20 protein-coding genes are annotated in these 20729 nt (G+C 27.4%); 14 read left to right on the top strand and 6 right to left on the bottom strand.

Features of this window, described 5'->3' with window-relative positions; all coding sequences use genetic code 11:
* The first annotated feature begins 106 nt into the window (after positions 1 to 106).
* Positions 107 to 466, top strand: a complete 360-nt coding sequence (locus ACQY31_RS02445; RefSeq protein WP_428080508.1) for an NADH-ubiquinone oxidoreductase subunit NDUFA12 family protein — start codon at positions 107 to 109, stop codon at positions 464 to 466.
* Complete coding sequence (locus ACQY31_RS02440; RefSeq protein WP_428080506.1) at positions 429 to 830, top strand: DUF2155 domain-containing protein; 402 nt, start codon at positions 429 to 431, stop codon at positions 828 to 830. The genes ACQY31_RS02445 and ACQY31_RS02440 overlap by 38 nt, the downstream gene beginning before the upstream one ends.
* On the opposite strand, the gene accC is transcribed toward ACQY31_RS02440, so the two are convergent.
* The 3 genes from accC to aroQ are packed head-to-tail and all read right to left on the bottom strand — an operon-like array spanning position 827 to position 3039.
* On the bottom strand, positions 827 to 2164 hold the full coding sequence (accC, locus tag ACQY31_RS02435; RefSeq protein ID WP_428080504.1) for an acetyl-CoA carboxylase biotin carboxylase subunit: 1338 nt from the start codon (positions 2162 to 2164) through the stop codon (positions 827 to 829). The two genes, ACQY31_RS02440 and accC, sit on opposite strands and share 4 nt — an antisense overlap.
* 3 nt (positions 2165 to 2167) lie before the next feature.
* Positions 2168 to 2602: an acetyl-CoA carboxylase biotin carboxyl carrier protein gene (locus ACQY31_RS02430; protein WP_428080502.1), complete on the bottom strand. Its 435-nt coding sequence runs from the start codon at positions 2600 to 2602 to the stop codon at positions 2168 to 2170.
* Positions 2599 to 3039 carry a type II 3-dehydroquinate dehydratase gene (gene aroQ / locus ACQY31_RS02425; RefSeq protein ID WP_428080500.1) on the bottom strand — a complete coding sequence of 147 codons (441 nt, stop codon included), beginning with the start codon at positions 3037 to 3039 and terminating at the stop codon, positions 2599 to 2601. Before aroQ ends, ACQY31_RS02430 begins: the two co-directional genes overlap by 4 nt.
* A 16-nt stretch (positions 3040 to 3055) precedes the next feature.
* Between aroQ and thiS the strand changes: the two genes are divergently transcribed.
* Complete coding sequence (gene thiS / locus ACQY31_RS02420; protein ID WP_428080498.1) at positions 3056 to 3265, top strand: sulfur carrier protein ThiS; 210 nt, start codon at positions 3056 to 3058, stop codon at positions 3263 to 3265.
* 1 nt (position 3266) lies between these two features.
* Entirely contained in the window at positions 3267 to 4040 is a 774-nt protein-coding gene (locus ACQY31_RS02415) for a thiazole synthase (protein WP_428080496.1), read from the top strand.
* 1 nt (position 4041) lies between these two features.
* Here ACQY31_RS02415 and ACQY31_RS02410 read toward each other — a convergent pair whose 3' ends face one another.
* Positions 4042 to 5838, bottom strand: a complete 1797-nt coding sequence (locus ACQY31_RS02410; RefSeq protein ID WP_428080495.1) for an Rne/Rng family ribonuclease — start codon at positions 5836 to 5838, stop codon at positions 4042 to 4044.
* Positions 5839 to 5937: 99 nt separating this feature from the next.
* On the opposite strand from ACQY31_RS02410, the gene ACQY31_RS02405 reads away from it, so the two are divergent.
* Genes ACQY31_RS02405 through ACQY31_RS02395 form a run of 3 tightly spaced genes read left to right on the top strand, consistent with a single transcriptional unit; the run spans position 5938 to position 12002 of the window.
* Positions 5938 to 8274, top strand: coding sequence for a penicillin-binding protein 1A (locus tag ACQY31_RS02405; protein ID WP_428080493.1), 2337 nt, complete (start codon positions 5938 to 5940; stop codon positions 8272 to 8274).
* Between the two features lie 3 nt (positions 8275 to 8277).
* Positions 8278 to 9369 (top strand): peptide chain release factor 2, encoded by a 1092-nt coding sequence (gene prfB / locus ACQY31_RS02400; RefSeq protein WP_428081234.1) that lies wholly within the window; start codon positions 8278 to 8280, stop codon positions 9367 to 9369.
* Entirely contained in the window at positions 9366 to 12002 is a 2637-nt protein-coding gene (locus tag ACQY31_RS02395; RefSeq protein WP_428080491.1) for a hypothetical protein, read from the top strand. The genes prfB and ACQY31_RS02395 overlap by 4 nt, the downstream gene beginning before the upstream one ends.
* On the opposite strand, the gene tyrS is transcribed toward ACQY31_RS02395, so the two are convergent.
* Complete coding sequence (tyrS, locus tag ACQY31_RS02390) at positions 11999 to 13228, bottom strand: tyrosine--tRNA ligase (protein WP_428080490.1); 1230 nt, start codon at positions 13226 to 13228, stop codon at positions 11999 to 12001. The genes ACQY31_RS02395 and tyrS overlap by 4 nt on opposite strands.
* A gap of 45 nt (positions 13229 to 13273) precedes the next feature.
* Here tyrS and ACQY31_RS02385 point away from each other — a divergent pair, with 45 nt between their 5' ends.
* Positions 13274 to 14419, top strand: a complete 1146-nt coding sequence (locus ACQY31_RS02385; protein WP_428080488.1) for an anhydro-N-acetylmuramic acid kinase — start codon at positions 13274 to 13276, stop codon at positions 14417 to 14419.
* Here the strand turns inward: ACQY31_RS02385 and ACQY31_RS02380 are convergent.
* Positions 14416 to 15060 carry an alpha/beta hydrolase gene (locus ACQY31_RS02380; RefSeq protein WP_428081232.1) on the bottom strand — a complete coding sequence of 215 codons (645 nt, stop codon included), beginning with the start codon at positions 15058 to 15060 and terminating at the stop codon, positions 14416 to 14418. The genes ACQY31_RS02385 and ACQY31_RS02380 overlap by 4 nt on opposite strands.
* A gap of 148 nt (positions 15061 to 15208) precedes the next feature.
* Here ACQY31_RS02380 and ACQY31_RS02375 point away from each other — a divergent pair, with 148 nt between their 5' ends.
* Genes ACQY31_RS02375 through sufU form a run of 6 tightly spaced genes read left to right on the top strand, consistent with a single transcriptional unit; the run spans position 15209 to position 20729 of the window.
* On the top strand, positions 15209 to 15634 hold the full coding sequence (locus tag ACQY31_RS02375; RefSeq protein ID WP_428080486.1) for an Rrf2 family transcriptional regulator: 426 nt from the start codon (positions 15209 to 15211) through the stop codon (positions 15632 to 15634).
* 1 nt (position 15635) lies between these two features.
* Positions 15636 to 17078, top strand: a complete 1443-nt coding sequence (gene sufB / locus ACQY31_RS02370; protein ID WP_428080484.1) for a Fe-S cluster assembly protein SufB — start codon at positions 15636 to 15638, stop codon at positions 17076 to 17078.
* The gene (sufC, locus tag ACQY31_RS02365; RefSeq protein WP_428080482.1) at positions 17079 to 17813 is read left to right on the top strand and encodes a Fe-S cluster assembly ATPase SufC; all 735 of its coding nucleotides are present in this window, start codon (positions 17079 to 17081) and stop codon (positions 17811 to 17813) included. It begins immediately after the preceding gene.
* Positions 17813 to 19051 (top strand): Fe-S cluster assembly protein SufD, encoded by a 1239-nt coding sequence (gene sufD / locus ACQY31_RS02360; protein ID WP_428080480.1) that lies wholly within the window; start codon positions 17813 to 17815, stop codon positions 19049 to 19051. The genes sufC and sufD overlap by 1 nt, the downstream gene beginning before the upstream one ends.
* Positions 19048 to 20265: an aminotransferase class V-fold PLP-dependent enzyme gene (locus tag ACQY31_RS02355; RefSeq protein WP_428080478.1), complete on the top strand. Its 1218-nt coding sequence runs from the start codon at positions 19048 to 19050 to the stop codon at positions 20263 to 20265. Before sufD ends, ACQY31_RS02355 begins: the two co-directional genes overlap by 4 nt.
* Positions 20265 to 20729, top strand: coding sequence for a Fe-S cluster assembly sulfur transfer protein SufU (sufU, locus tag ACQY31_RS02350; RefSeq protein WP_262589517.1), 465 nt, complete (start codon positions 20265 to 20267; stop codon positions 20727 to 20729). Before ACQY31_RS02355 ends, sufU begins: the two co-directional genes overlap by 1 nt.

Raw genomic sequence — 20729 nt, 5'->3', positions numbered from 1 at the left:
CAGTTTAAAATTAGTTTGAAAATAGATTCTTTTAATTTATATACTTATTCAAATTTTAGTCTAATTTAATTTTTACAATTTTTAATTGAAATAAAAATAAAATAACATGTTGACACTTATTAAAAAAATTTTCACTTGGTGGAATCAAGATACTTTTGGCACAAGATTGAAAACAATTTTTTTTGGAAAACTTGCTGGTACAGATCAGTTTGGAAATAAATATTATGAAGACAAAAAAGGAAAAAGATGGGTAATATATTCTGATGTTATTGATGCATCAAAAATTCCAGTTGAGTGGTACTCTTGGATGCATTTTACACCTAACAAAATAGAAAAAAAACATGAGCTAGAAAAATATGAATGGCAGAAACCTCATCAATCCAACCTAACAGGAACTGAAGAGGCTTATTATCCAAACAAAAATAAAGATGGTGTTAAAAAAAAATATACTAGTTGGAAAGAATAGTTTTTTTATTTATTTACTAATCTTTTTTTTTATATTTATATCTATTTCATATTCTAAAAGTCAACTTGAAGGTTCTTTTACTGAAATTAAAATTTTAGATAAAATTAGTTCTAAAAATACCTCATTGAAACTTAAAAATGGTCAGTTACTAAAATTTAAAGACTTATCAATTCAAAGTTTAAAATGTAAAAATTCTGAATTTGATGACAATCCAGAAATTACCGCTTATATACAAGTCAGAGATTTATCAAATCAAAACAATGATGAAGTTTTTGTTTTTAATGGATGGATGTTTTCCTCTAGCCCTTCAATAACTCCGTTTGATCATCCAATTTATGATGTATGGTTAGTAAAATGCTATTAAACTATAGTATCTTTATCTAGCCAGCTAACATTAAAATCTGAATTGATAAATTTTTTATGATTTAACAATTTTTTGTGAAGTGGAATAGTAGTTGTAATACCTTCAATTACAAATTCATCTAAAGACCTATTCATTCTTTGAATAGCTTCTGTTCTATTTCGTCCATGACATATTAATTTACAAACCATACTGTCATAATATGGGGTAACTTTATATCCTTGAAATATAGCTCCATCTACTCTTGTTCTAAATCCAGATGGTTGGTGGCACATGCTTATAACTCCAGGAGATGGTTGAAAATTTTTACTAGCATCTTCTGCGTTTATTCTGCATTCAATAGCATGACCTCTTGGGTTTATATCGCTTTGATTTAGTGCTGTTTCCTCAGAAAATGCTATCCAAATTTGTTCTTTAATAATATCTACTCCAGTTACCATTTCTGTAACAGGGTGTTCCACTTGAACTCTTGTATTCATTTCCAGAAAATAAAACTTTCCATCTTCATAGATAAACTCGACTGTTCCAGCACCCATGTATCCAATTTTAGAGACCATATTTACAGTTTTTTCAAAAAGATCTTTTCTAATTTCATCATTCAAAACAGGACTAGGAGTTTCCTCAATAAGTTTTTGGTGTCTTCTTTGAACGGAACAATCTCTTTCGTGCAAATGCACAACTCTGTTTTTTCCTGCGAGTATTTGAACTTCTATATGTCTTGGATTTTGAAAGAATTTCTCAATATATACCTCATCGTTTCCAAAGTATTTTTGTGCCTCTGATTTGGCTGTGGAAAACAAAGTTTCAAATTCTTCCTCTTTATGTACTATTTTCATACCTTTTCCACCTCCTCCACCTGAGGCTTTAATTAGAACAGGAAAACCAATTTTATTACAAAGATCTTTTGCTTCATTAATATTTCTAACACCACCTTCAGATCCTTCAATAACAGGTAAACCATTTTCTTTAGCTATTCTTTTGGCTTGAATTTTATCTCCCATCATTTCAATGTGTTTAGAAGATGCACCAATAAATTTAATTTTATTTTCCTCTAAAATTTTAGCAAAGTTTGCATTTTCTGATAAGAAACCATATCCTGGATGAACAGCATCTGAATTAGTCAGTTCTATTGCAGACATTAATGCAGGAATATTTAAATAACTGTTTGCTGGTTGATGAGAACCTATACAGACACTTTCATCTGCCATTCTTACATGCATGCTTTCTCTATCAACGTCTGAATGGACAGCTACAGTTGCAATACCCCATTCTTTGCATGCTCTAATAATTCTAACTGCAATTTCCCCACGGTTTGCAATTAAAATTTTTTTAAACATTAATTATTCTAAGATAATGATTGTTTGACCAAACTCAACTGGCTGACCATCTTCGACACAAATTTCTTTGACCACACCATCATGTGTAGAGGGCACGTGGTTCATTGTCTTCATTGCTTCAACAATCATTATTGTGTCACCTTTTTTAATTTTTTTACCAACTACAACAAATTTTTTTGCTCCAGGTTCTGGTGCATGATAAGCAGTTCCAATTATGGGAGATGTAATTTTTGTTCCAGATTTAATATTTTCAGTAGATTGAGAATCAATAGTTGAATTTGAATTACTTATAGTTGCTGGAATTGTTTGATTGCTAATTGATACGTTATTTTTTGAAACTTTTATTTTAGTATCTTTTTCAGTAATTTCTATTTCAGTTAAATTAAACTCATCTAAATAATTACTGAGTTCTTTAATTATGTTTTTATCTATTTTCATTTTTGTAGAAGCTTTTGTATTGAAATTATGGCCAAAATATATCCTTCGGTACCTAATCCAAAAATTCCGCCTGTTGCAACTCCACTAATAAGCGATTTATGTCTGAATTCTTCTCTTTTATATATATTTGATATATGCATTTCAATTATTGGTTTCCTAAACAATTCAAGTGCATCTCTTATTGCAACTGAAGTATGTGTAAATGCAGCAGCATTAATGATCATGCCATCATAATTTTTTCTTGCATCTTGAATTTTATTTACTAAATCTCCCTCTAAATTTGATTGGATAAATTCACAGTCTAGCCCAATTTCTTTTGATTTTTTTAAACAATTTTCTTTAAGTTGCTCATAGTTGTCAGATCCATATTGTGATTGTTCTCTTTCTCCTAATAGATTAAGATTTGGACCATTAATAATAATTATTTTATTATTCATTCAGCTTTTATATACGATGAAAAAAATAAAAATCAAAGTAAATGGTAAAAACAGATCAATTTCTGAAATATATAAACTTTCAGATTTAATAAAACACCTTAAAATTCCTATGAAAAAAGTAGCAATTGAACTTAATGAAGAAATAATAGATAAAAAAAATGTTAACAAAATTAAATTAAAACAAAACGACAAAATTGAGATTGTTCATTTTATAGGAGGAGGGTAGTATGAAAAAAGATAATCTCATTATTGCTAAAAAAAAATTTAAATCTAGATTAATTGTTGGCACTGGAAAGTATAAAACTATGTCTGAATGTGCCAAAGCTATCAAATTGTCAGGAGCAGAGATAGTAACTGTTGCAGTTAGAAGAGTAAATATTTCTGATAAGAACAAACCTTTGTTAATGGATTATATAGATCCAAAAAAGATTACCTATTTACCTAACACAGCGGGTTGTTTTAATTCTAAAGAAGCTCTTAGAACTTTGAGATTGGCAAGAGAAATAGGTGGGTGGAAATTAGTTAAATTAGAAGTTTTAGGAGATAAGGAAAATTTATTTCCAGATATGATTGAAACTTTAGAGTCCACTGAAGTTCTTACCAAAGAAGGATTTAAAGTTATGGTTTATTGTAACGATGATCCATTAATGGCAAAAAGATTAGAAAATGTTGGAGCTGCTGCGATAATGCCACTAGCAGCACCAATTGGATCAGGTTTAGGAATACAAAATAAAATTAATATTCAAATAATCAGGAAACAAACAAAACTTCCATTAATTATTGATGCAGGTCTTGGACAAGCTTCAGATGCCACAATTGCAATGGAACTGGGTTGTGATGGAGTATTGGTAAACACTGCAATTGCAAAAGCAAAAAAACCATTTGAAATGGCTCTAGCATTTAAAAATGCTGTTATTGCTGGAAGACAATCATACAACTCAGGAAGAATAGATAAAACCTTGATGGGGAATCCTTCCTCTCCTCTTAAGGGTATTATTTAGCCTATTTAAAAAATTTTTTTTTATAATTTTTTTTAATTTTCTTAACTTCTTTTTTTTGAGAAATCTTATCTTCTTTATTTTGGGTTTCTAGGTTTTTTAATTTCTCATAATGCTCAACAAGCTCAATAGTTTTTTTGGATTTGTTCTGAATGTTGATAATATATTCTGGAATTATCAGAGTGTTGTCACTGATTATATCAATTGTCATTTTATTCTTTTTTTCAAAGTAAGTTAAATCATTAACAAAATTTTCTTTTAGAAAATCTGAAATTTTTTCACAGACTTTTACTTCAACAAATTTTGCTTTATTAATTACAGCCTTTAATTCAACAATTTTTAATAATTTTTGAGCAAAAGACTCGTCTGTTAAAGTCACCTTCCATTTAACAGCACTCTCTCTCAATCTTTGCCTAGACATTTCTAAAAGGCCGAAATTACTTATTCTTCCAATTTGAATTCTTGCTCTATCAGATCTACATTTTTCCTTAAGCTTTCTTTCTACTAAACGTCGGTTGCCAAAACTTAGCATATCGATGAAGTCTATAATTATTAATCCTGATAAATCTCTTATTTTTATCTGTCTCGCAATTTCTTCTGCTGCTTCAATATTTGTGTCTAACGCTGTGCTCTCAACATTTTTACCTTTAATAGAGCTACCTGAGTTAATATCAATTGAAACAAGCGCTTCTGTAGGATTAATAACTAAATATCCTCCCGATTTGAGTTTAATTTCTGAGTCAAAAATTTGATTTAATTTTTGTTCAATATTTTCCTCAATAAATAATGGTGTTCTTCCTCTGTATTTTTTAACTTTTTTTACACTTGATGGCATCATTGTTTTCATAAAAGATTGGGCTTTTTTATAACCTTCATTTCCTTCAACAATAATTTGGTTAGTACTATCATCGTACATATCTCTTAGAGTTCTTTTAATTATTTCGCTTTCTTGATGAATTAAGGATGGAGCTATAGAATTAATTGCATTATCTTTTATCTGTCCCCAAGTATTAATTAAAGTTGTTAAGTCACTATTGATTTCATTTTTTGTTTTGTTGCTTCCTGCTGTTCTTACAATTAAACCCATCTCTTTAGGAATTTCAATTTCATTTAAAATAGTTCTAATTTTTTTTCTATCAGCGGGATTAAATATTTTTCTAGAAATGCCACCACCTTTAGGTGTGTTTGGCATTAACACTATGTATTTTCCTGCAATTGAAATAAATGTGCTTAATGCAGCTCCTTTTTGACCTCTCTCGTCTTTGATGACTTGGACAAGAATTACTTGATTAGGTTTTATCACTTCTTGAATTTTGTATCTTTTAAATTTGAATTTTTTTTCAGGTTTTTTTTCAGTTTTTTCCTCTGTATCTGAATTTTCTTTAGTCTCTACTTCCTCTTCATTAGATTCAACATCTTCAACTTTTTCCTCTATTAGATCATCTATTTCAAGTTTGCCCTCAGCAATATTTTCCTCTTCTTTTGCTTCAACTTGTTTTGAAAGTTCTTCTCTTGCTTTTTCTTCTTCTTCTTTGATTTTTTCTAGATCCGCTTTTGGTATTTGATAGTAATCTGACTGAATATCATTAAATGATAAAAATCCATGTCTTTCTCTTCCAAAGTCAACAAAGGCTGCCTGGAGCGAAGGTTCAATCCTGCTTATCTTACCTAAATATATATTATTTTTTATTAAATTGTTTTTTAAACCTTCGTACTCGTAGTCTTCAATATTTTCACCTGATTTAAGAACAACTCTAGTTTCATTTGGATGCGATGCATCGATGTATAAATTTTTTTCCATAATATGTTTATTGTTAAGTTCATTAATTTTTTTAGTAATAAATTTTGTTTATCTCTGATGCCTTATCTTTAACAAATTCCAAGATATAATGGAAATAAAATGAGTAAATTTTTCAAAAATATTCTGTTATTTTCCTCAACCATTTTAATATTATTGGGTATTTTAATATTTAGTATTTTATGGAAATACTCTAACGATATTCCAGATTATAAATTTCTCAAGAGTTATAAGCCACCAGTTTCAAGTAAAGTTTATTCAAGAAACGGAGAATTGGTTGCAGATTTTTCAAAAGAAAAAAGAGTTTTTGTTCCGTACAATGCTATACCAAAAAACGTAATTAACTCATTTTTATCTGCAGAAGATAAAAATTTCTTCTCTCACCCTGGTGTTGATGCAAAAGGTGTTGTAAGAGCGGTCATAAACAATATTTCAAATATAATGTCTTCTAAAAGACTAGAAGGTGCATCAACTATTACTCAACAAGTAGCAAAAAATTTTTTATTAACAAATGAAGTAAGTCTAAATAGAAAAATAAAAGAGGCAATTTTAGCATTTAGAATTGAGAGAGCATTATCCAAAGAAAGAATATTAGAACTTTATTTAAATCAAATTTATCTTGGTAGTGGAGCCTATGGTGTAGCTGCTGCAAGTTTGGAATATTTTGATAAATCTATAAGAGAACTTAATTATTCAGAAGCTGCTTTGCTAGCTGCTTTGCCTAAAGCTCCAAGTAAATACAACCCTTATAAAGATAAAGACTTAGCAAAACTTAGAAGAAATTTAGTTTTAAAAAATTTATATGAAAATAATTATATTACATCTGAATGGTTAGAAAAATTAAGTAATCAAGAAATTAAATTAAAGAAAAAACAAAAAATATACTTAGAGGATGCACAATATTATATTGAAGATGTTAGAAAGAATGTCATAGAAAGTTTGACTTATGACAAAGTTTATAAACAAGGTCTAAATATTAATACTCCAATAGATTTAGATTTACAAAAAATAGCAACTAATTCTTTAAGATCTGGATTAATTTCCTATGATCAGAGAAAAGGTTGGAGGGGAGCTTTAATTAACAAACCTTACAATTCAAATTGGCACAAAGATTTAGATAAATACAAACTTGAAAAATCAATTAATTGGAAATTAGCAATTGTAAAAAAATTAAACAAATTTTCAGCAATTATAGAAACGATTGATAAAGATGATGGTATCATTGAATATAAAGATATTTCTTGGACAAAAAAAGAGTTTAACCAATTATTAAAAATTGGTGACATAATTTATGTGAAACAAATAAAAGATAAAAAATATAGTTTACAACAATTACCAAAAATAAATGGAGGAATTGTTGTAATGGATCCTTATACGGGAAGAGTTTTGGCTCTTAATGGTGGTTTTAGTTTTAAAAAAAGTGAGTTTAATAGAGCAACACAAGCTAAAAGACAGCCAGGTTCTGCATTTAAACCTTTCATTTATGCTATTGCTTTAGAAAACAATTATACTCCTACATCATTAGTTTTGGATGCACCTTTAGTATTAGATCAAGGGGATGATTTAAAGTTATGGAAACCAGAAAATTATGGAAAAAAATTTTATGGTCCATCTACAATCAGAACTGGATTGGAGAAATCAAGAAATCTAATGACAGTTAGAATAGCTCAAGATTTAGGGTTAGATAAAATTATCGACTATTCTAAAAAACTTTCAATTTACGAAAATCCAGAGGAACTATTGTCAATTTCCTTAGGTTCTGCTGAAACTACTTTATTACAGCTTACATCTGCTTATTCTGTTTTTGTTAATGGAGGAAAACTTGTTGAACCTGTTTTGATTGACAGGATTCAAGATAGTGAGGGAAATACTATTTATAATAATGATAAGAGATCTTGTGTAAATTGTGATGCAATATCCTATCTTAGTGACGATTATCCTGAGTTAAAAAATAAATTTACACAAATTTTTTCTGAAGAAACTGCGTATCAAATGACGTCAATACTTGAAGGGGTGGTTCAAAGAGGAACCGCAAAAAAATTAAGAGATTTACAACTAAATATAGCAGGAAAAACTGGAACAACGAATAATAATACTGATACTTGGTTTATTGGTTTTACATCAAATTTATTGGTAGGTGTTTATGTAGGAATGGATAGTCCAACACCACTTGGTAAATTTGAAACAGGATCAAAAACGGCTCTGCCTATATTTAAAAATTTTATAAAAAATTCTGTTAAAAAGTCTGAGGCTAGACCATTTAAAGCTGCAAAAGATACAATTATGATGGTTGTGGATCCCTCAACAGGCCAAAAAGCTAAATTTACATCTAAAAATACAATAATTGAGGTTTTTAAAAAGAAAAATGTTGTAGATGGTAAAGTTCTTTATTCAAATTCTGATAGAATGGATATAAACAATATATTAAAGTTTTACTAATGGATAACAATTACCAAAATTACAAAGAAGAAATTAATAAAATTAATCAAAGAATTAAGGAGTATCTTTGAAAACAATAAAATTTACTCAAAACTTGAAAAATTAAATTCTCAAATGTTGGATGCCAATTTTTGGCAAGATAAAGATAATTCAAAAAAAGTTATAAAAGAGAAAAAACTCTACGAAGATTTAGTAAATTCTTTAAATCAGTCTATCCAAAAATTAAATGATTTTGATGATTTGAATGAGCTTGCTTTAGAGGAAAATAATCTGGCGGTTCAGGAAGAAACATTACAAAATATTAAAGATTTAAAAAAAGAAGTAAAAAAAAATGAAATCAAATGTTTTTTATCAGACGAAGCAGACTCATTAGATTGCTATATAGAAATACATGCAGGCGCTGGAGGCACGGAAAGTCAAGATTGGGCAGATATGTTGAGAAGGATGTATTTGAAATGGTCTGATAAAAAAAGTTTTACATCAAATTTAATTAGTGAGCACAAAGGAGATGAAGCTGGTATTAAATCAGCAACAATAAAAATTGAGGGTGATTACGTATTTGGCTGGTTGAAAAAAGAATCAGGCATTCATCGTTTGGTTAGAATTTCACCATTTGACTCAGGAGCAAGAAGGCACACAAGTTTTGCAAGTGTCTGGATTTACCCAGTAGTGGATGAAAATATAAATATTGAGATTTTAGAGAAAGATTTGAGAATAGATACTTATAGATCAAGTGGTGCTGGTGGACAGCATGTAAATACAACTGATAGCGCTGTAAGAATTACTCACATTCCATCGAAAATAGTGGTTCAATGTCAAAATGAGAGATCACAACATAAAAATAAAGAAACTTGTATGAATATGTTAAAAGCGAGATTGTACGATTTTGAAATTAAAAAAAGAGAAGAGGAGAACCAAAGTACAGAAAACAGTAAATCAGAAATTGGTTGGGGGCATCAAATAAGATCATATGTTTTGCAACCTTATAGATTGGTAAAAGACAACAGAACAAACTTTGAGAGCACTAGTCCAGATAAAGTTCTTGATGGAGAATTAGATGATTTTTTAGAACAATCTCTTTACAAAATTAAATGAAAATAAATATTTTTAAATACTTTTTAATATTTCTAGGATTTTTAATATCACTGATATTTTATTTAAGCATTGTTGGAATAGAAACAGACAAATTTAATCAGCAGATAAAAGACACAGTTGTTCAAAGTAATAAGAATTTGGATGTATCTTTAAAAAAAGTAAAATTAATTCTTGATCCTTTCAAATTTAAAATAAATGCAAAAACTGTTGGGGCAACAATCTATTACGCAAAAAGACCACTAGAGCTTGAATATATAAAAACTCAAGTATCACTTGATTCTATTTTTAAAAATAAATTAGTTTCCTCTAATTTTGAGGTGGTAACAAAGTCAATATTATTAAATGATTTTGTAAAATTTATAACAGCTACAAGTAACAAACCAGAATTATTAATTTTGGAAACTTTCATTAAAAAGGGACATGTAATTTTTGATCTAAATCTTAACTTAGATCAAAATGGAAAAATCAAAAATGATTATAAAATCAAAGGATTATTGAAAGATGGAAAGTTTAAATTTTTTAATGGATTAGATTTTAATAATATTAATTTTTTATTTAATATTGAAAAAGACAAGTATTTATTTGAAGATATTAAATTTGCATCAGATCAAATTGATTTTTCATCTAAATTATTAAAAGTTAACAAAAAAAATAATAGTCATTACATAGAAGGTAAAATTCAAAATTCTGAGTCAGTTTTATCGGATAAATTAATTAATTTATTAAATTTAAATTTAAATAACTTTAATTTAAAAAATACCAAGTTTAGTTCTAAGAATATTTTTAATTTTGAAATAACTAATAAGTTTAAATTAAATAATTTAAAAATAGACTCTGACATAAATTTTAAAAAAGTTATTTATGATAATAATTTAATTCCAAATTATTTTTCAAATCAAAATAGTGAAATCTTATTGGATAATCACAAATTAAAATTAATTTATGAAAACAAAGTTCTTTTAGCTAATGGTGAAGGTGAATTTAAGTTAGATAATAAATCAAATAAAATTGAATACACTTTTAAAAGAGATCAAAATAAGATTGAGTTTGAAACTAATTTAAATATTAAAAAAGGAACATTAAAAAACCAAAAAATTATCCAAGAATATTTTCCACTCACCAAGGATCAAATAAATATTGAAAATCATAAAATACAGTTAAAGTATAAAAACAAAGATTTTACCATCAAAGGTGAAGGTAAAGTAAAACTTAATAAAGATTTCGATTATATTAAATATTTCTACAACAAAAATGATAAGGATTTTGAATTTATATCTGATATTAATTTAAAAAGTGTTGATTTAAAAAATCAAGAATTCTTAAAACAATTTTTCCCATCTACTAAAAAATTTCTTAACCTTCAAAATCATAAACTCAATATCAAATTTAAAAATGATTTATTAACTCTTTCAGGTAACGGAAATATAAAAATTGATAAAAACTATGATGAAATAAATTACTTTGTTCTTAATGATAAAGGAAAAACCAATTTTGATTTAAAATTAATTTTAAATAAAACAGATTTTGAAATTAAAAATTTAAATTATAAAAAAAATATAAATGAAAAAACAAATTTAGCAGTTGCTGGAATATTAAAAAATTCAAAAAATTTAAATTTTGAAAATATAAGCATTACAGATAATGCAAATAAAATTAAGATTAATAATTTAATATTAGATAAAGATTATTTAATAGATAGATTTGATAAAATTGATTTAGATTATATTGATACTGAAAATAAAGATAATCAATTTATTATTCAAAGACAAAACGAAAACGATTACAAATTAAATGGATTATTCTTGAATGCTAATTCAATTGTAACAAATTTGCTTGAAAGTAAAAAAGAAAAAGAAAATAAAGTTTTTAAGAATAATTTTAATTTAAAAATAAATTTGAATGAAGTTTATATAGATGAAATTAATTTTGTTAAAAATTTACAAGGGTCAATTTTGATTAAAGATAATAAAGTTGTTGATGCAAATTTATCTGCAAATTTTGAAAATAATAAAAACATAGCTTTTTCTATTGAAACAACGGATAACGGCGAAAAAATAACTAAACTTTATTCATCTAAAGCAAAACCATTGGTGAAAAGATATAAATTTATAAAAGGATTTGATGAAGGCTACTTAGATTTTATATCGACAAAAATAAATGAAAAATCAGTATCAAATCTTAAAATTTACGACTTTAAGTTAAAAGAGGTACCAGTATTGACAAAACTTTTAACACTAGCTTCCCTACAAGGAATTGCTGATATTTTAACTGGAGAAGGAATAAGATTTGATGAGTTTGAAATGAAATTCAATAACCAAAAAAATCTTATGACAATAAATGAACTTTATGCAATTGGCCCAGCCATTTCGATATTAATGAGTGGTTATGTGGAAGAAGAAAAATTGATAAGTTTAAGAGGTACTTTGGTGCCAGCAACAACTATTAATAAAACAATAAGTAAAATTCCATTATTAGGTAAAATTTTAGTTGGTGATAAAACAGGAGAGGGCGTTTTTGGAGTAAGTTTTAAAATAAAAGGACCTCCAAAAGATCTTGAAACTACAGTAAACCCAATAAAAACATTAACTCCAAGATTTATAACTAGAACTCTTGAAAAAATTAAAAGAAACTAACTTAATTCAATTTTAATATGCCTTTTTTTACCTAAAGAAAGCTTTAAATAATTTTCTCTGAATAGCTCCTGATTAATAATAAATTTTTCATCTGAAATTACAGCATCATTAATCTTAATCGCTTTACCCTTAATTAATCTTCTTATCTCGCTTTTTGAATTTTCTGCTTTAGATAAAATTATTAAATCAATTATATTGACATTATTTTCCAATTGTTTTGTTTCAATTGTAACGCTAGGTAAGTTAGAGCCCAAAGAATTTCCAGAAAATGCTTCTTTTGCTGCTTGTTCAGAATTTTGAGCAGCATCTTCTCCATGTAACATGGCTGTGGCTTTGTTTGCTAACAATATTTTTAATTCATTAATATTTTTTTCCTCTAAAGTATTAATTTCGCTTATATCAATATCAGTAAACATTTTTAAAAATTTAATTACATCCCGGTCATCAACATTTCTCCAAAATTGCCAGTAGTCATAAGCTGATAAATATTTTTCGTCTAACCAAATAGCACCATTTTCAGTTTTTCCCATTTTTGCACCTGTGGCTAAAGTAATTAATGGTGTTGTTAATCCATATGTTTGGTTATTAGAGTATCTCTTAATAAGTTCAACACCATTTACAATGTTTCCCCATTGATCAGAACCACCTATTTGCAGAACACAATTTTCTTTTTTATTTAATTCTAAAAAATCATAGGCTTGGAGTATCATGTAATTAAATTCCATATAACTTAGTGATTGTTCTCTTTCCAATCTTAGCTTTACACTATCAAATGTAAGCATTCTATTAATGGTAAAATGTTTTCCTATATCTCTTAGAAAAGAGATATAATTTAAATTTTTAAGCCAGGTATAATTATTGACATAAATAGGTGAAGTTTTTGGATCGTCATTGTCTAGAAATTTTTTTAGGATATTTTGAATATTTTTAATATTTTTTTCAATTTCATTTTCATCTAAAATTTTTCTTGTTTTATCTTTTCCTGAGGGATCACCTATTCTTGTTGTTCCACCTCCTAACAATACAATTGGCTGATGTCCATTTTTTTGTAACAATCTCAAACACATAATTTGCAATAAACTACCAACATGCAAACTTTCAGCGGTGCAATCAAATCCTATATAAGCTTTAATTTTTTCTTTATCTAATAAATTAGATAAGTCATCTTCACTAGTACATTGATAGAAATATCCTCTATCTTTAAATTCTTTTAAAAATTTATTCATAAGACTATAGTTACTATATACAAATTTTTTTTAAAAATAATATCAATGAAAAAAAAATTATTTTCAGCTATGGGCTTAATGAGTGGCACATCCATGGATGGAGTAGATGTTTCAATAATTAAATCTGATGGATATGATGAGGTAGAACTAATTTTAGATCAATACTTTGAGTACGATAGTGATCTCTATAGGCAATTATCAACTTTAAGAGATAAAATCAAAAGCAGTGAAGATTTGACAAAATTTTCTAAAGAATTGAGTGATTTGGAAAGAGCTTTGACTATTTTTCATGCTGAAAAAATAAGTAAAATTGCATTAAAAAATGGAATAGAAATTGATCTTATAGGTTTTCATGGTCAAACAATTTTACATAACCCTCAGATTAAAATTACTAAACAACTAGGTGATGGAAATTTATTATCTCAATTATTAAAAAAATCAGTAATTTATGATTTTAGACAAGCAGATATTGATAACAATGGTCAAGGAGCACCTCTAACACCAATTTACCACAGATTATTAGTTAATAATTTTTTAAAAAAAGAAAAAAATAATTCAGCTCAACCTTTTTGTATTGTTAACATTGGAGGAATATCCAATGCTACAATAATAAATGATATATCCAATAATATAGAAAATGATTTGATTGCTTATGATATTGGTCCAGGTAATTGTTTAATAGATGAATGGATCAGAAATAATTCAAATTTAAAGTTTGATAAAGATGGTAAAATTGCAAAATCTGGAAAAATTGATCAATTAATTCTAAATCAAGCAATAGATAATTTCAAAATAGAGAATTATTCAAAATCACTTGATGTAAAAGAGTTTGATATATCTTTTGCAAGAGGTTTATCTTTAGAAGACGGGTGTTCAACAATTACAGAGTTTACAGGATATTTGATTGCAGAGGGAATAAAGTTTTTAAATAAAAATAATCCTAACAAATATTTATTTTGTGGTGGAGGTCGAAAAAACAAATTTTTGATTGAATCAATCATTAGAAATTCAAATTTAAATAAGAATAATTTCAATATGATAGATAATTTTCAGATGAATGGAGATTATATTGAGTCCCAAGCTTTTGCTTATTTAGCTATTAGATCTAAATTAAATTTACCAAATTCTTTTCCAAATACGACAAGATGTAATGCTCCAGTCGTTGGAGGCAAGCTAGCAAATAATTATTAATATAAAGCTGTTTCTTTTTTTATATATTTATCCAAAGTTTTAGTTAAAGCGTCATCAGTTTTAGAAAAAAAATGATTTGCTTCAGTTATGGTTTGAAATTCAACTTTAATACCTTTTTGAGCGCTTAACCTTTTATCCAACTCAGCAATATATTCTACTGGCACTAATTCATCTTTTTTTCCATAAACAACCATCCCAGATGCTGGACATGGAGACAAAAAAGAAAAATCATAGACATTAGGTTGTGGAGAAATTGCTATAAATCTATTTATTTCCGGTCTTCTCATAAGTAGCTGCATTGCAATTAAAGAGCCAAAAGAAAATCCTGAAACCCAACATTGCGAATTATCAAAATTCTCTCTTTCCAACCAATCTAGTGCTGCTGCAGCATCTGCCAGTTCACCTTGACCATTATCAAATTCTCCATCACTTTTTCCAACTCCTCTAAAGTTTACTCTGCAAACTGAAAAATCATTTTCCATGAATGTATGAAATGTATCTACAACTACTTTGTTGTTCATAGTTCCCCCATACTGAGGATGAGGCTGTAGGACTAATGCAATAGGAGAAGTATTTTTTTTACTTTTGTAATATTTAGCTTCTAGTCTACCAGCAGGTCCGGGTATAAAAATTTCTAAAATTTTATTATCCATATATGCAATTGATTATTGTTCTCAAAAAAAAGGTACGTTTATCACAACTGAGCGACAAAATGGTAGTCTTTTTTTACTTTATAAACTTGACCATTTTAGTCGGGTATGTATAAAAAGCCACATTTTAAAGGTAAAAATGAAACTAACATCAAAAGGAAGATATGCCGTAATGGCATTAGTTGATCTAGCAAGGTTTGATAATATCAATCCTGTATCATTAAGAGATATTTCTTTAAGACAAGGAATTTCATTAGATTTTTTAGAGCAAATATTTTCAAAACTAAAAAAAAATCAAATTGTAGAAAGTATTAGAGGTAATCAAGGAGGTTACATTTTGTCAAAAGACCCAAGTGAAATAAAACTTACAAATATTTTCAATGCAGTAGATGAGAAAGTTAAAACTGTTCAGTGTAAAAAAGAATCTAAAAAAGGTTGTAATGGTAAAGCAACAAAATGTATTACACACAATCTATGGGATGAACTTGAGGTTCATATTAATACTTTCTTTGAAAATAAAAGCTTAAACGACTTATTAAAAAATAATAAAGAGAACAGAGTATAGTATGGATAGTAGGCAGAAAGAAATAGATAGTTTGAAAGATTACAAATATGGTTTTTCAACAGATATAGAAAATACAAAAGCCCCTAAGGGTTTAAATGAAGATGTAATAAAATTTATCTCCAATATTAAAAAAGAGCCTCAATGGATGTTAGATTTTAGATTAAAAGCTTTTGAAAGATTTAAACAATTAAAAGAGCCTGATTGGCAGAAACCGAAATATCCCAAAATAGATTATCAGGATCTCTATTACTATTCTGCTCCTAAGAGTATGAAAGATAAACCAAAAAGTTTAGATGATCTTGATCCTAAATTATTAGAAACATATAAAAAATTAGGAATTCCTCTTCAAGAGCAAGCAAGATTAAATGGTATTGCTGTGGATGCAGTTTTCGACTCTGTTTCTGTTGCAACTACTTTTAAAGAAGAACTTACTAAGCAAGGAATTATATTTTGCTCGATGTCTGAAGCTATTCAAAAACATCCTGAGTTAGTTAAAAAATATCTTGGATCAGTTATTCCTACAACTGATCATTTTTTTGCAACTCTAAATTCTGCGGTCTTTACAGATGGCTCATTTGTATACATTCCAGAAAATGTTAAATGTCCTATGGAATTATCTACTTACTTTAGAATTAACGCATCAGATACAGGACAATTTGAAAGAACATTAATCATAGCTGATAAAAGAAGTTATGTAAGCTATTTGGAAGGGTGCACGGCCCCAATGAGAGATGAAAATCAATTGCATGCAGCCAATGTTGAATTAATTGCTCTTGATGATGCGGAAATAAAATATTCAACAGTTCAAAATTGGTATCCAGGAGATAAGGATGGCAAAGGTGGAATTTATAATTTTGTTACCAAAAGAGGATTATGCAAGGGTAAAAATTCTAAAATTTCTTGGACCCAAGTAGAAACTGGTTCAGCAATTACTTGGAAATATCCAAGTTGTATTTTGAAAGGTGATAATTCAGTAGGTGAGTTTTATTCTATAGCGATTACAAATAATCATCAAAAAGCTGACACTGGTACTAAAATGATACACTTAGGAAAAAACACAAAAAGTAAAATAATTTCAAAAGGAATTTCAGCAGGTAAATCAGATATGATGTACAGAGGTTTAGTAGATATATCTTCAAAAGCTGATAATTCTAGAAACTTTACTCAATGTGACTCTTTATTAATGGGTAACAAATGTGGAGCTCATACAATTCCTTATATCAAGAACAAAAATCTTAAATCAAATATTGAGCATGAAGCGACAACATCAAAAATTAGTGATGAACAACTATATTATTGTAATCAAAGAGGATTAAATCAAGAAGAGGCAGTTAGTTTAATTGTAAACGGTTTTTGTAAAGAAGTTCTACAGCAGTTACCTATGGAATTTGCAGTAGAAGCGCAAAAACTTGTAGGTATCAGTTTAGAGGGGAGCGTTGGATAGATGTTATCAATAGAAAATCTTAAAGCAAAGATTGATGAAAAAGAAATACTAAAAGGTTTAAATTTAGATATTAAACCAGGTGAAGTTCATGCGATTATGGGTCCAAATGGATCTGGAAAAAGCACATTATCAAATATTTTGTCAGGCAAAAAAGGTTACGAAATTAATGGTAAAGTTACATTTGATGGAAAAAACTTATTAGAATTAGAAACAGAAGAAAGAGCTCATAAAGGAATTTTTTTAGCGTTCCAATATCCAATGGAAATACCAGGTGTTAACACAAATACTTTTTTAAAAACGTCAATAAATGCAATTAAAAAAGCTAGAGGCGAAAAAGAGCTAGATGCAATTGAGTTTTTAAAATTAATAAAAGAAAAATCTGCAGAGCTTAAATTTGATGAAAAAATTTTAAACCGACAACTTAATGTTGGATTTTCAGGTGGAGAAAAGAAAAAAAATGAAATTTTACAAATGTCTATCTTAAATCCAAAATTATCAATTCTAGATGAAACAGATTCAGGATTAGATATAGATGCTTTAAGGATAGTTTCAGAAGGAGTTAATTCACTAAGAAATAAAAACAATTCTTTTTTAATAATAACTCATTATCAAAGATTGTTAGATTATATCAAACCTGATTTTGTTCATGTTCTTAAAAATGGACAAATTATTAAATCAGGTGATTTTGAATTAGCAAAAGAATTAGAAAAAGTAGGTTATGAGGATTTTAATTAATGCAAAATGAACTTAAATTAAATTTTGATAAAATTATTAGTTTAAATAATTTTTCTGATAGTCAGAAAAAAATTAAACAAGAAAATTTTAATAATTATTTTGAAAAAGGTTTACCAAATAAAAGAAATGAGGATTGGAAATTTTCAGATATAAATCAAATTATTTCAAAAAATTTTGACAATTTAAACTTTATTGTTGATCAAAAAAAAATTTTTGAAGAAAAAGATTTTCCACTAGATTTTGAACATAATAAAATAAGTTTTGTTGATGGAAAATTATATGATTTTGATTTTAAACACGAAGCTAAAGATAAAATCTTAGTCGATCAGAATTTAGACTTAGATGATACTATTTATCAAAATACTCTTTTAAATTTGAATTCAGCATTTCTTACTAGTGTTTCGAAAATTACTATTAAAAAAGGTTACAATGTTAAAAAACCATTGATTTTATTTAATTATTTAAGTGATGGTTTGAAATCTTCTGCAATTAATTCTAGAGTAGATATTAATTTAGAAGATGACAGTTCATTGTGTGTAGTTAATTTTTTAAATGAAAATTCTGAAAAAAATTTCATTAATTTTAGACAAAAAATTAAGATTGGAGAGAATTCAATTTTAAAAAATTATAGTCTAGACTCAAATACTTCAGAAAATATAAAGTATTTCAACAAAGATATTAATTTATCTAAAAATAGTCATTTAGAATATTTTATTTTATCAGAAGGTTCTAAATTTATAAAACAAGATATCAATTGCAATCTAGATGATGAATATGGTTCTATTGCATTAAATGGAATTATCAATTTAGAAAATGAAAAACATCATGAAATAAAAACTGTAATTAATCATAAAAAAGAAAATTGTAAAAGTTATCAATTAATTAAAAGCGTATTGAATGATAAATCAAAAGGTATTTATCAAGGTAAAATTTTCGTAAGTCCTGAAGCACAAAAAACAGATGGATACCAATTAAGTAGAGCTTTATTGTTAAATGAAAGTGTTGAATTTAATGCGAAACCAGAATTAGAAATATATGCAGACGATGTTAAATGTTCACATGGATCTACATCAGGAAATATTGATGAAAATTCAATTTTTTATTTAATGTCTAGAGGTCTCAGTTATTCAGAATCAAAAAAATTATTAACAAATGGTTTTCTTAACGAGGTAATTGAAAAAATTTCTAATGAAGATGTTAAAAAATTAGTTAAAAAATTATCAGGTATAAATGTATGAACATAGATCAAGTTAAAAAAGAATTTCCAATATTTGATGAGAAAATCCAAAATAATGATTTGGTTTATTTGGATAGTGCAAATTCATCACAAAAACCAAAAGTAATGGTAGATAGAATTAATGAATTTTATACTAAACAATTTTCTAATGTTGGTAGAAGTGTTCATTATCTTGCAGTTGCTGCAACAAATTTATATGAAAATACAAGAACATCTGTTCAAAAATATATTAATGCTAAAGATAAAAATGAAATAGTATTTACTAAAGGTGCTACCGAAGCATTAAACCTTGTTGCAAATACATTGGGTCAAAATCATTTAAACGAAGGTGATGAAATATTAATTACCGAACTAGAACATCATTCAAATTATGTACCTTGGCATTTTTTAAGAAAATCTAAAAATATAAAAATTAATTTTGCAGAAATAAATGAAGAAGGAGAAATTACACTAGAGGAAATTGAAAAGAAAATTACTCCTAATACAAAGGTTATTTCAATCACTCATTTATCAAATGTGACTGGAGCAATATTACCAGTAAAAGAAATTACTGATTTAGCACATTCAAAAGGAATAATAGTTGTCGTTGATGGTTGCCAAGGAGCTCCTCATTTAAAGTTAGATATGCAAGACTTAAATTGTGATTTTTATGCAATTTCTTGTCATAAAATGTATGGCCCTACAGGATTAGGGGTTCTTTATGGTAAGAAAAAGTGGTTAGATGAACTTCCTCCTTATCAAGGCGGCGGCGGAATGATTAGAGAGGTTAAAAAAGATACAATTACCTATGGTGATTTACCTAATAAATACGAAGCTGGAACTATGGCTACAGCGCAAGTTATTGCTTTTGATCAATCAATTAAATTTCTGGAGAGCGTAGGTATTGAAAATGTTATGAAACATGAAGCAGAATTAGTTGAGTATGGCCAAGAATTATTAAAAAAAAATAATTCAGTAAAATTAATTGGAAATCCAAAAAATAAAGGTGGAGTTTTGTCTTTCACTTTAGAAGGTGTACATCCTCATGACATCGCAACAATTTTAGATGAAGACGGAGTTGCAATAAGAGCTGGTCATCATTGCTGTCAAATTTTACATGACAAACTTAATATACCAGCGAGCGCACGAGCGTCTGTTGGAATATATAATACTAAAGAAGATTTAGATAAACTTAATGATGCAATAAATAACTGTAAGAAAATATTTAATTTATAATGAATTTAAAAGAATTATATCAAGAAATAATTTTAGAGCATGGAAAAAATCCAAGAAATCTTCGTAAGACAGAAGATTTTAATAAAGATGCCAAAGGCAACAATCCACTGTGTGGTGATAACGTTCATGTCTATTTAAAATTAAATGGTCAAAGAATTGTAGAAGATATTTCATTTGAAGGTAGTGGTTGCGCCATCTCTATGGCCTCAGCATCAATAATGACTGATTTAATTAAAGGCAAAAATGAAAATGAAGCAAAAGAAATTGTTGAAGATTTTTTGGGAATGATTAAAGAAAATCCTGAGCTTAAATCAGAAAATCTTAAAGAAGATGAAAAAACAAAACTAATGTGTTTATCTGGAGTAAAACAATATCCAATGAGAGTAAAGTGTGCCACACTATCTTGGCATACACTAGTCTCAGCTTTTGATAATAAAACTGATGAGGTTAAAACAGAAAATTAA

This window comes from Candidatus Pelagibacter sp., assembly GCF_965262185.1.
Lineage (GTDB): Bacteria > Pseudomonadota > Alphaproteobacteria > Pelagibacterales > Pelagibacteraceae > Pelagibacter.
This window is presented reverse-complemented; position numbering and strand designations above follow the sequence as displayed.

Coding starts and splice junctions, on each gene's coding strand:
- ACQY31_RS02445 (WP_428080508.1), top strand. CDS start 107: ATGTTGACACTTATTAAAAAAATTTTCACTTGGTGGAATCAAGATACT.
- ACQY31_RS02440 (WP_428080506.1), top strand. CDS start 429: ATGGTGTTAAAAAAAAATATACTAGTTGGAAAGAATAGTTTTTTTATT.
- accC (WP_428080504.1), bottom strand. CDS start 2,164: ATGTTTAAAAAAATTTTAATTGCAAACCGTGGGGAAATTGCAGTTAGA.
- ACQY31_RS02430 (WP_428080502.1), bottom strand. CDS start 2,602: ATGAAAATAGATAAAAACATAATTAAAGAACTCAGTAATTATTTAGAT.
- aroQ (WP_428080500.1), bottom strand. CDS start 3,039: ATGAATAATAAAATAATTATTATTAATGGTCCAAATCTTAATCTATTA.
- thiS (WP_428080498.1), top strand. CDS start 3,056: ATGAAAAAAATAAAAATCAAAGTAAATGGTAAAAACAGATCAATTTCT.
- ACQY31_RS02415 (WP_428080496.1), top strand. CDS start 3,267: ATGAAAAAAGATAATCTCATTATTGCTAAAAAAAAATTTAAATCTAGA.
- ACQY31_RS02410 (WP_428080495.1), bottom strand. CDS start 5,838: ATGGAAAAAAATTTATACATCGATGCATCGCATCCAAATGAAACTAGA.
- ACQY31_RS02405 (WP_428080493.1), top strand. CDS start 5,938: ATGAGTAAATTTTTCAAAAATATTCTGTTATTTTCCTCAACCATTTTA.
- ACQY31_RS02395 (WP_428080491.1), top strand. CDS start 9,366: ATGAAAATAAATATTTTTAAATACTTTTTAATATTTCTAGGATTTTTA.
- tyrS (WP_428080490.1), bottom strand. CDS start 13,228: ATGAATAAATTTTTAAAAGAATTTAAAGATAGAGGATATTTCTATCAA.
- ACQY31_RS02385 (WP_428080488.1), top strand. CDS start 13,274: ATGAAAAAAAAATTATTTTCAGCTATGGGCTTAATGAGTGGCACATCC.
- ACQY31_RS02375 (WP_428080486.1), top strand. CDS start 15,209: ATGAAACTAACATCAAAAGGAAGATATGCCGTAATGGCATTAGTTGAT.
- sufB (WP_428080484.1), top strand. CDS start 15,636: ATGGATAGTAGGCAGAAAGAAATAGATAGTTTGAAAGATTACAAATAT.
- sufC (WP_428080482.1), top strand. CDS start 17,079: ATGTTATCAATAGAAAATCTTAAAGCAAAGATTGATGAAAAAGAAATA.
- sufD (WP_428080480.1), top strand. CDS start 17,813: ATGCAAAATGAACTTAAATTAAATTTTGATAAAATTATTAGTTTAAAT.
- ACQY31_RS02355 (WP_428080478.1), top strand. CDS start 19,048: ATGAACATAGATCAAGTTAAAAAAGAATTTCCAATATTTGATGAGAAA.
- sufU (WP_262589517.1), top strand. CDS start 20,265: ATGAATTTAAAAGAATTATATCAAGAAATAATTTTAGAGCATGGAAAA.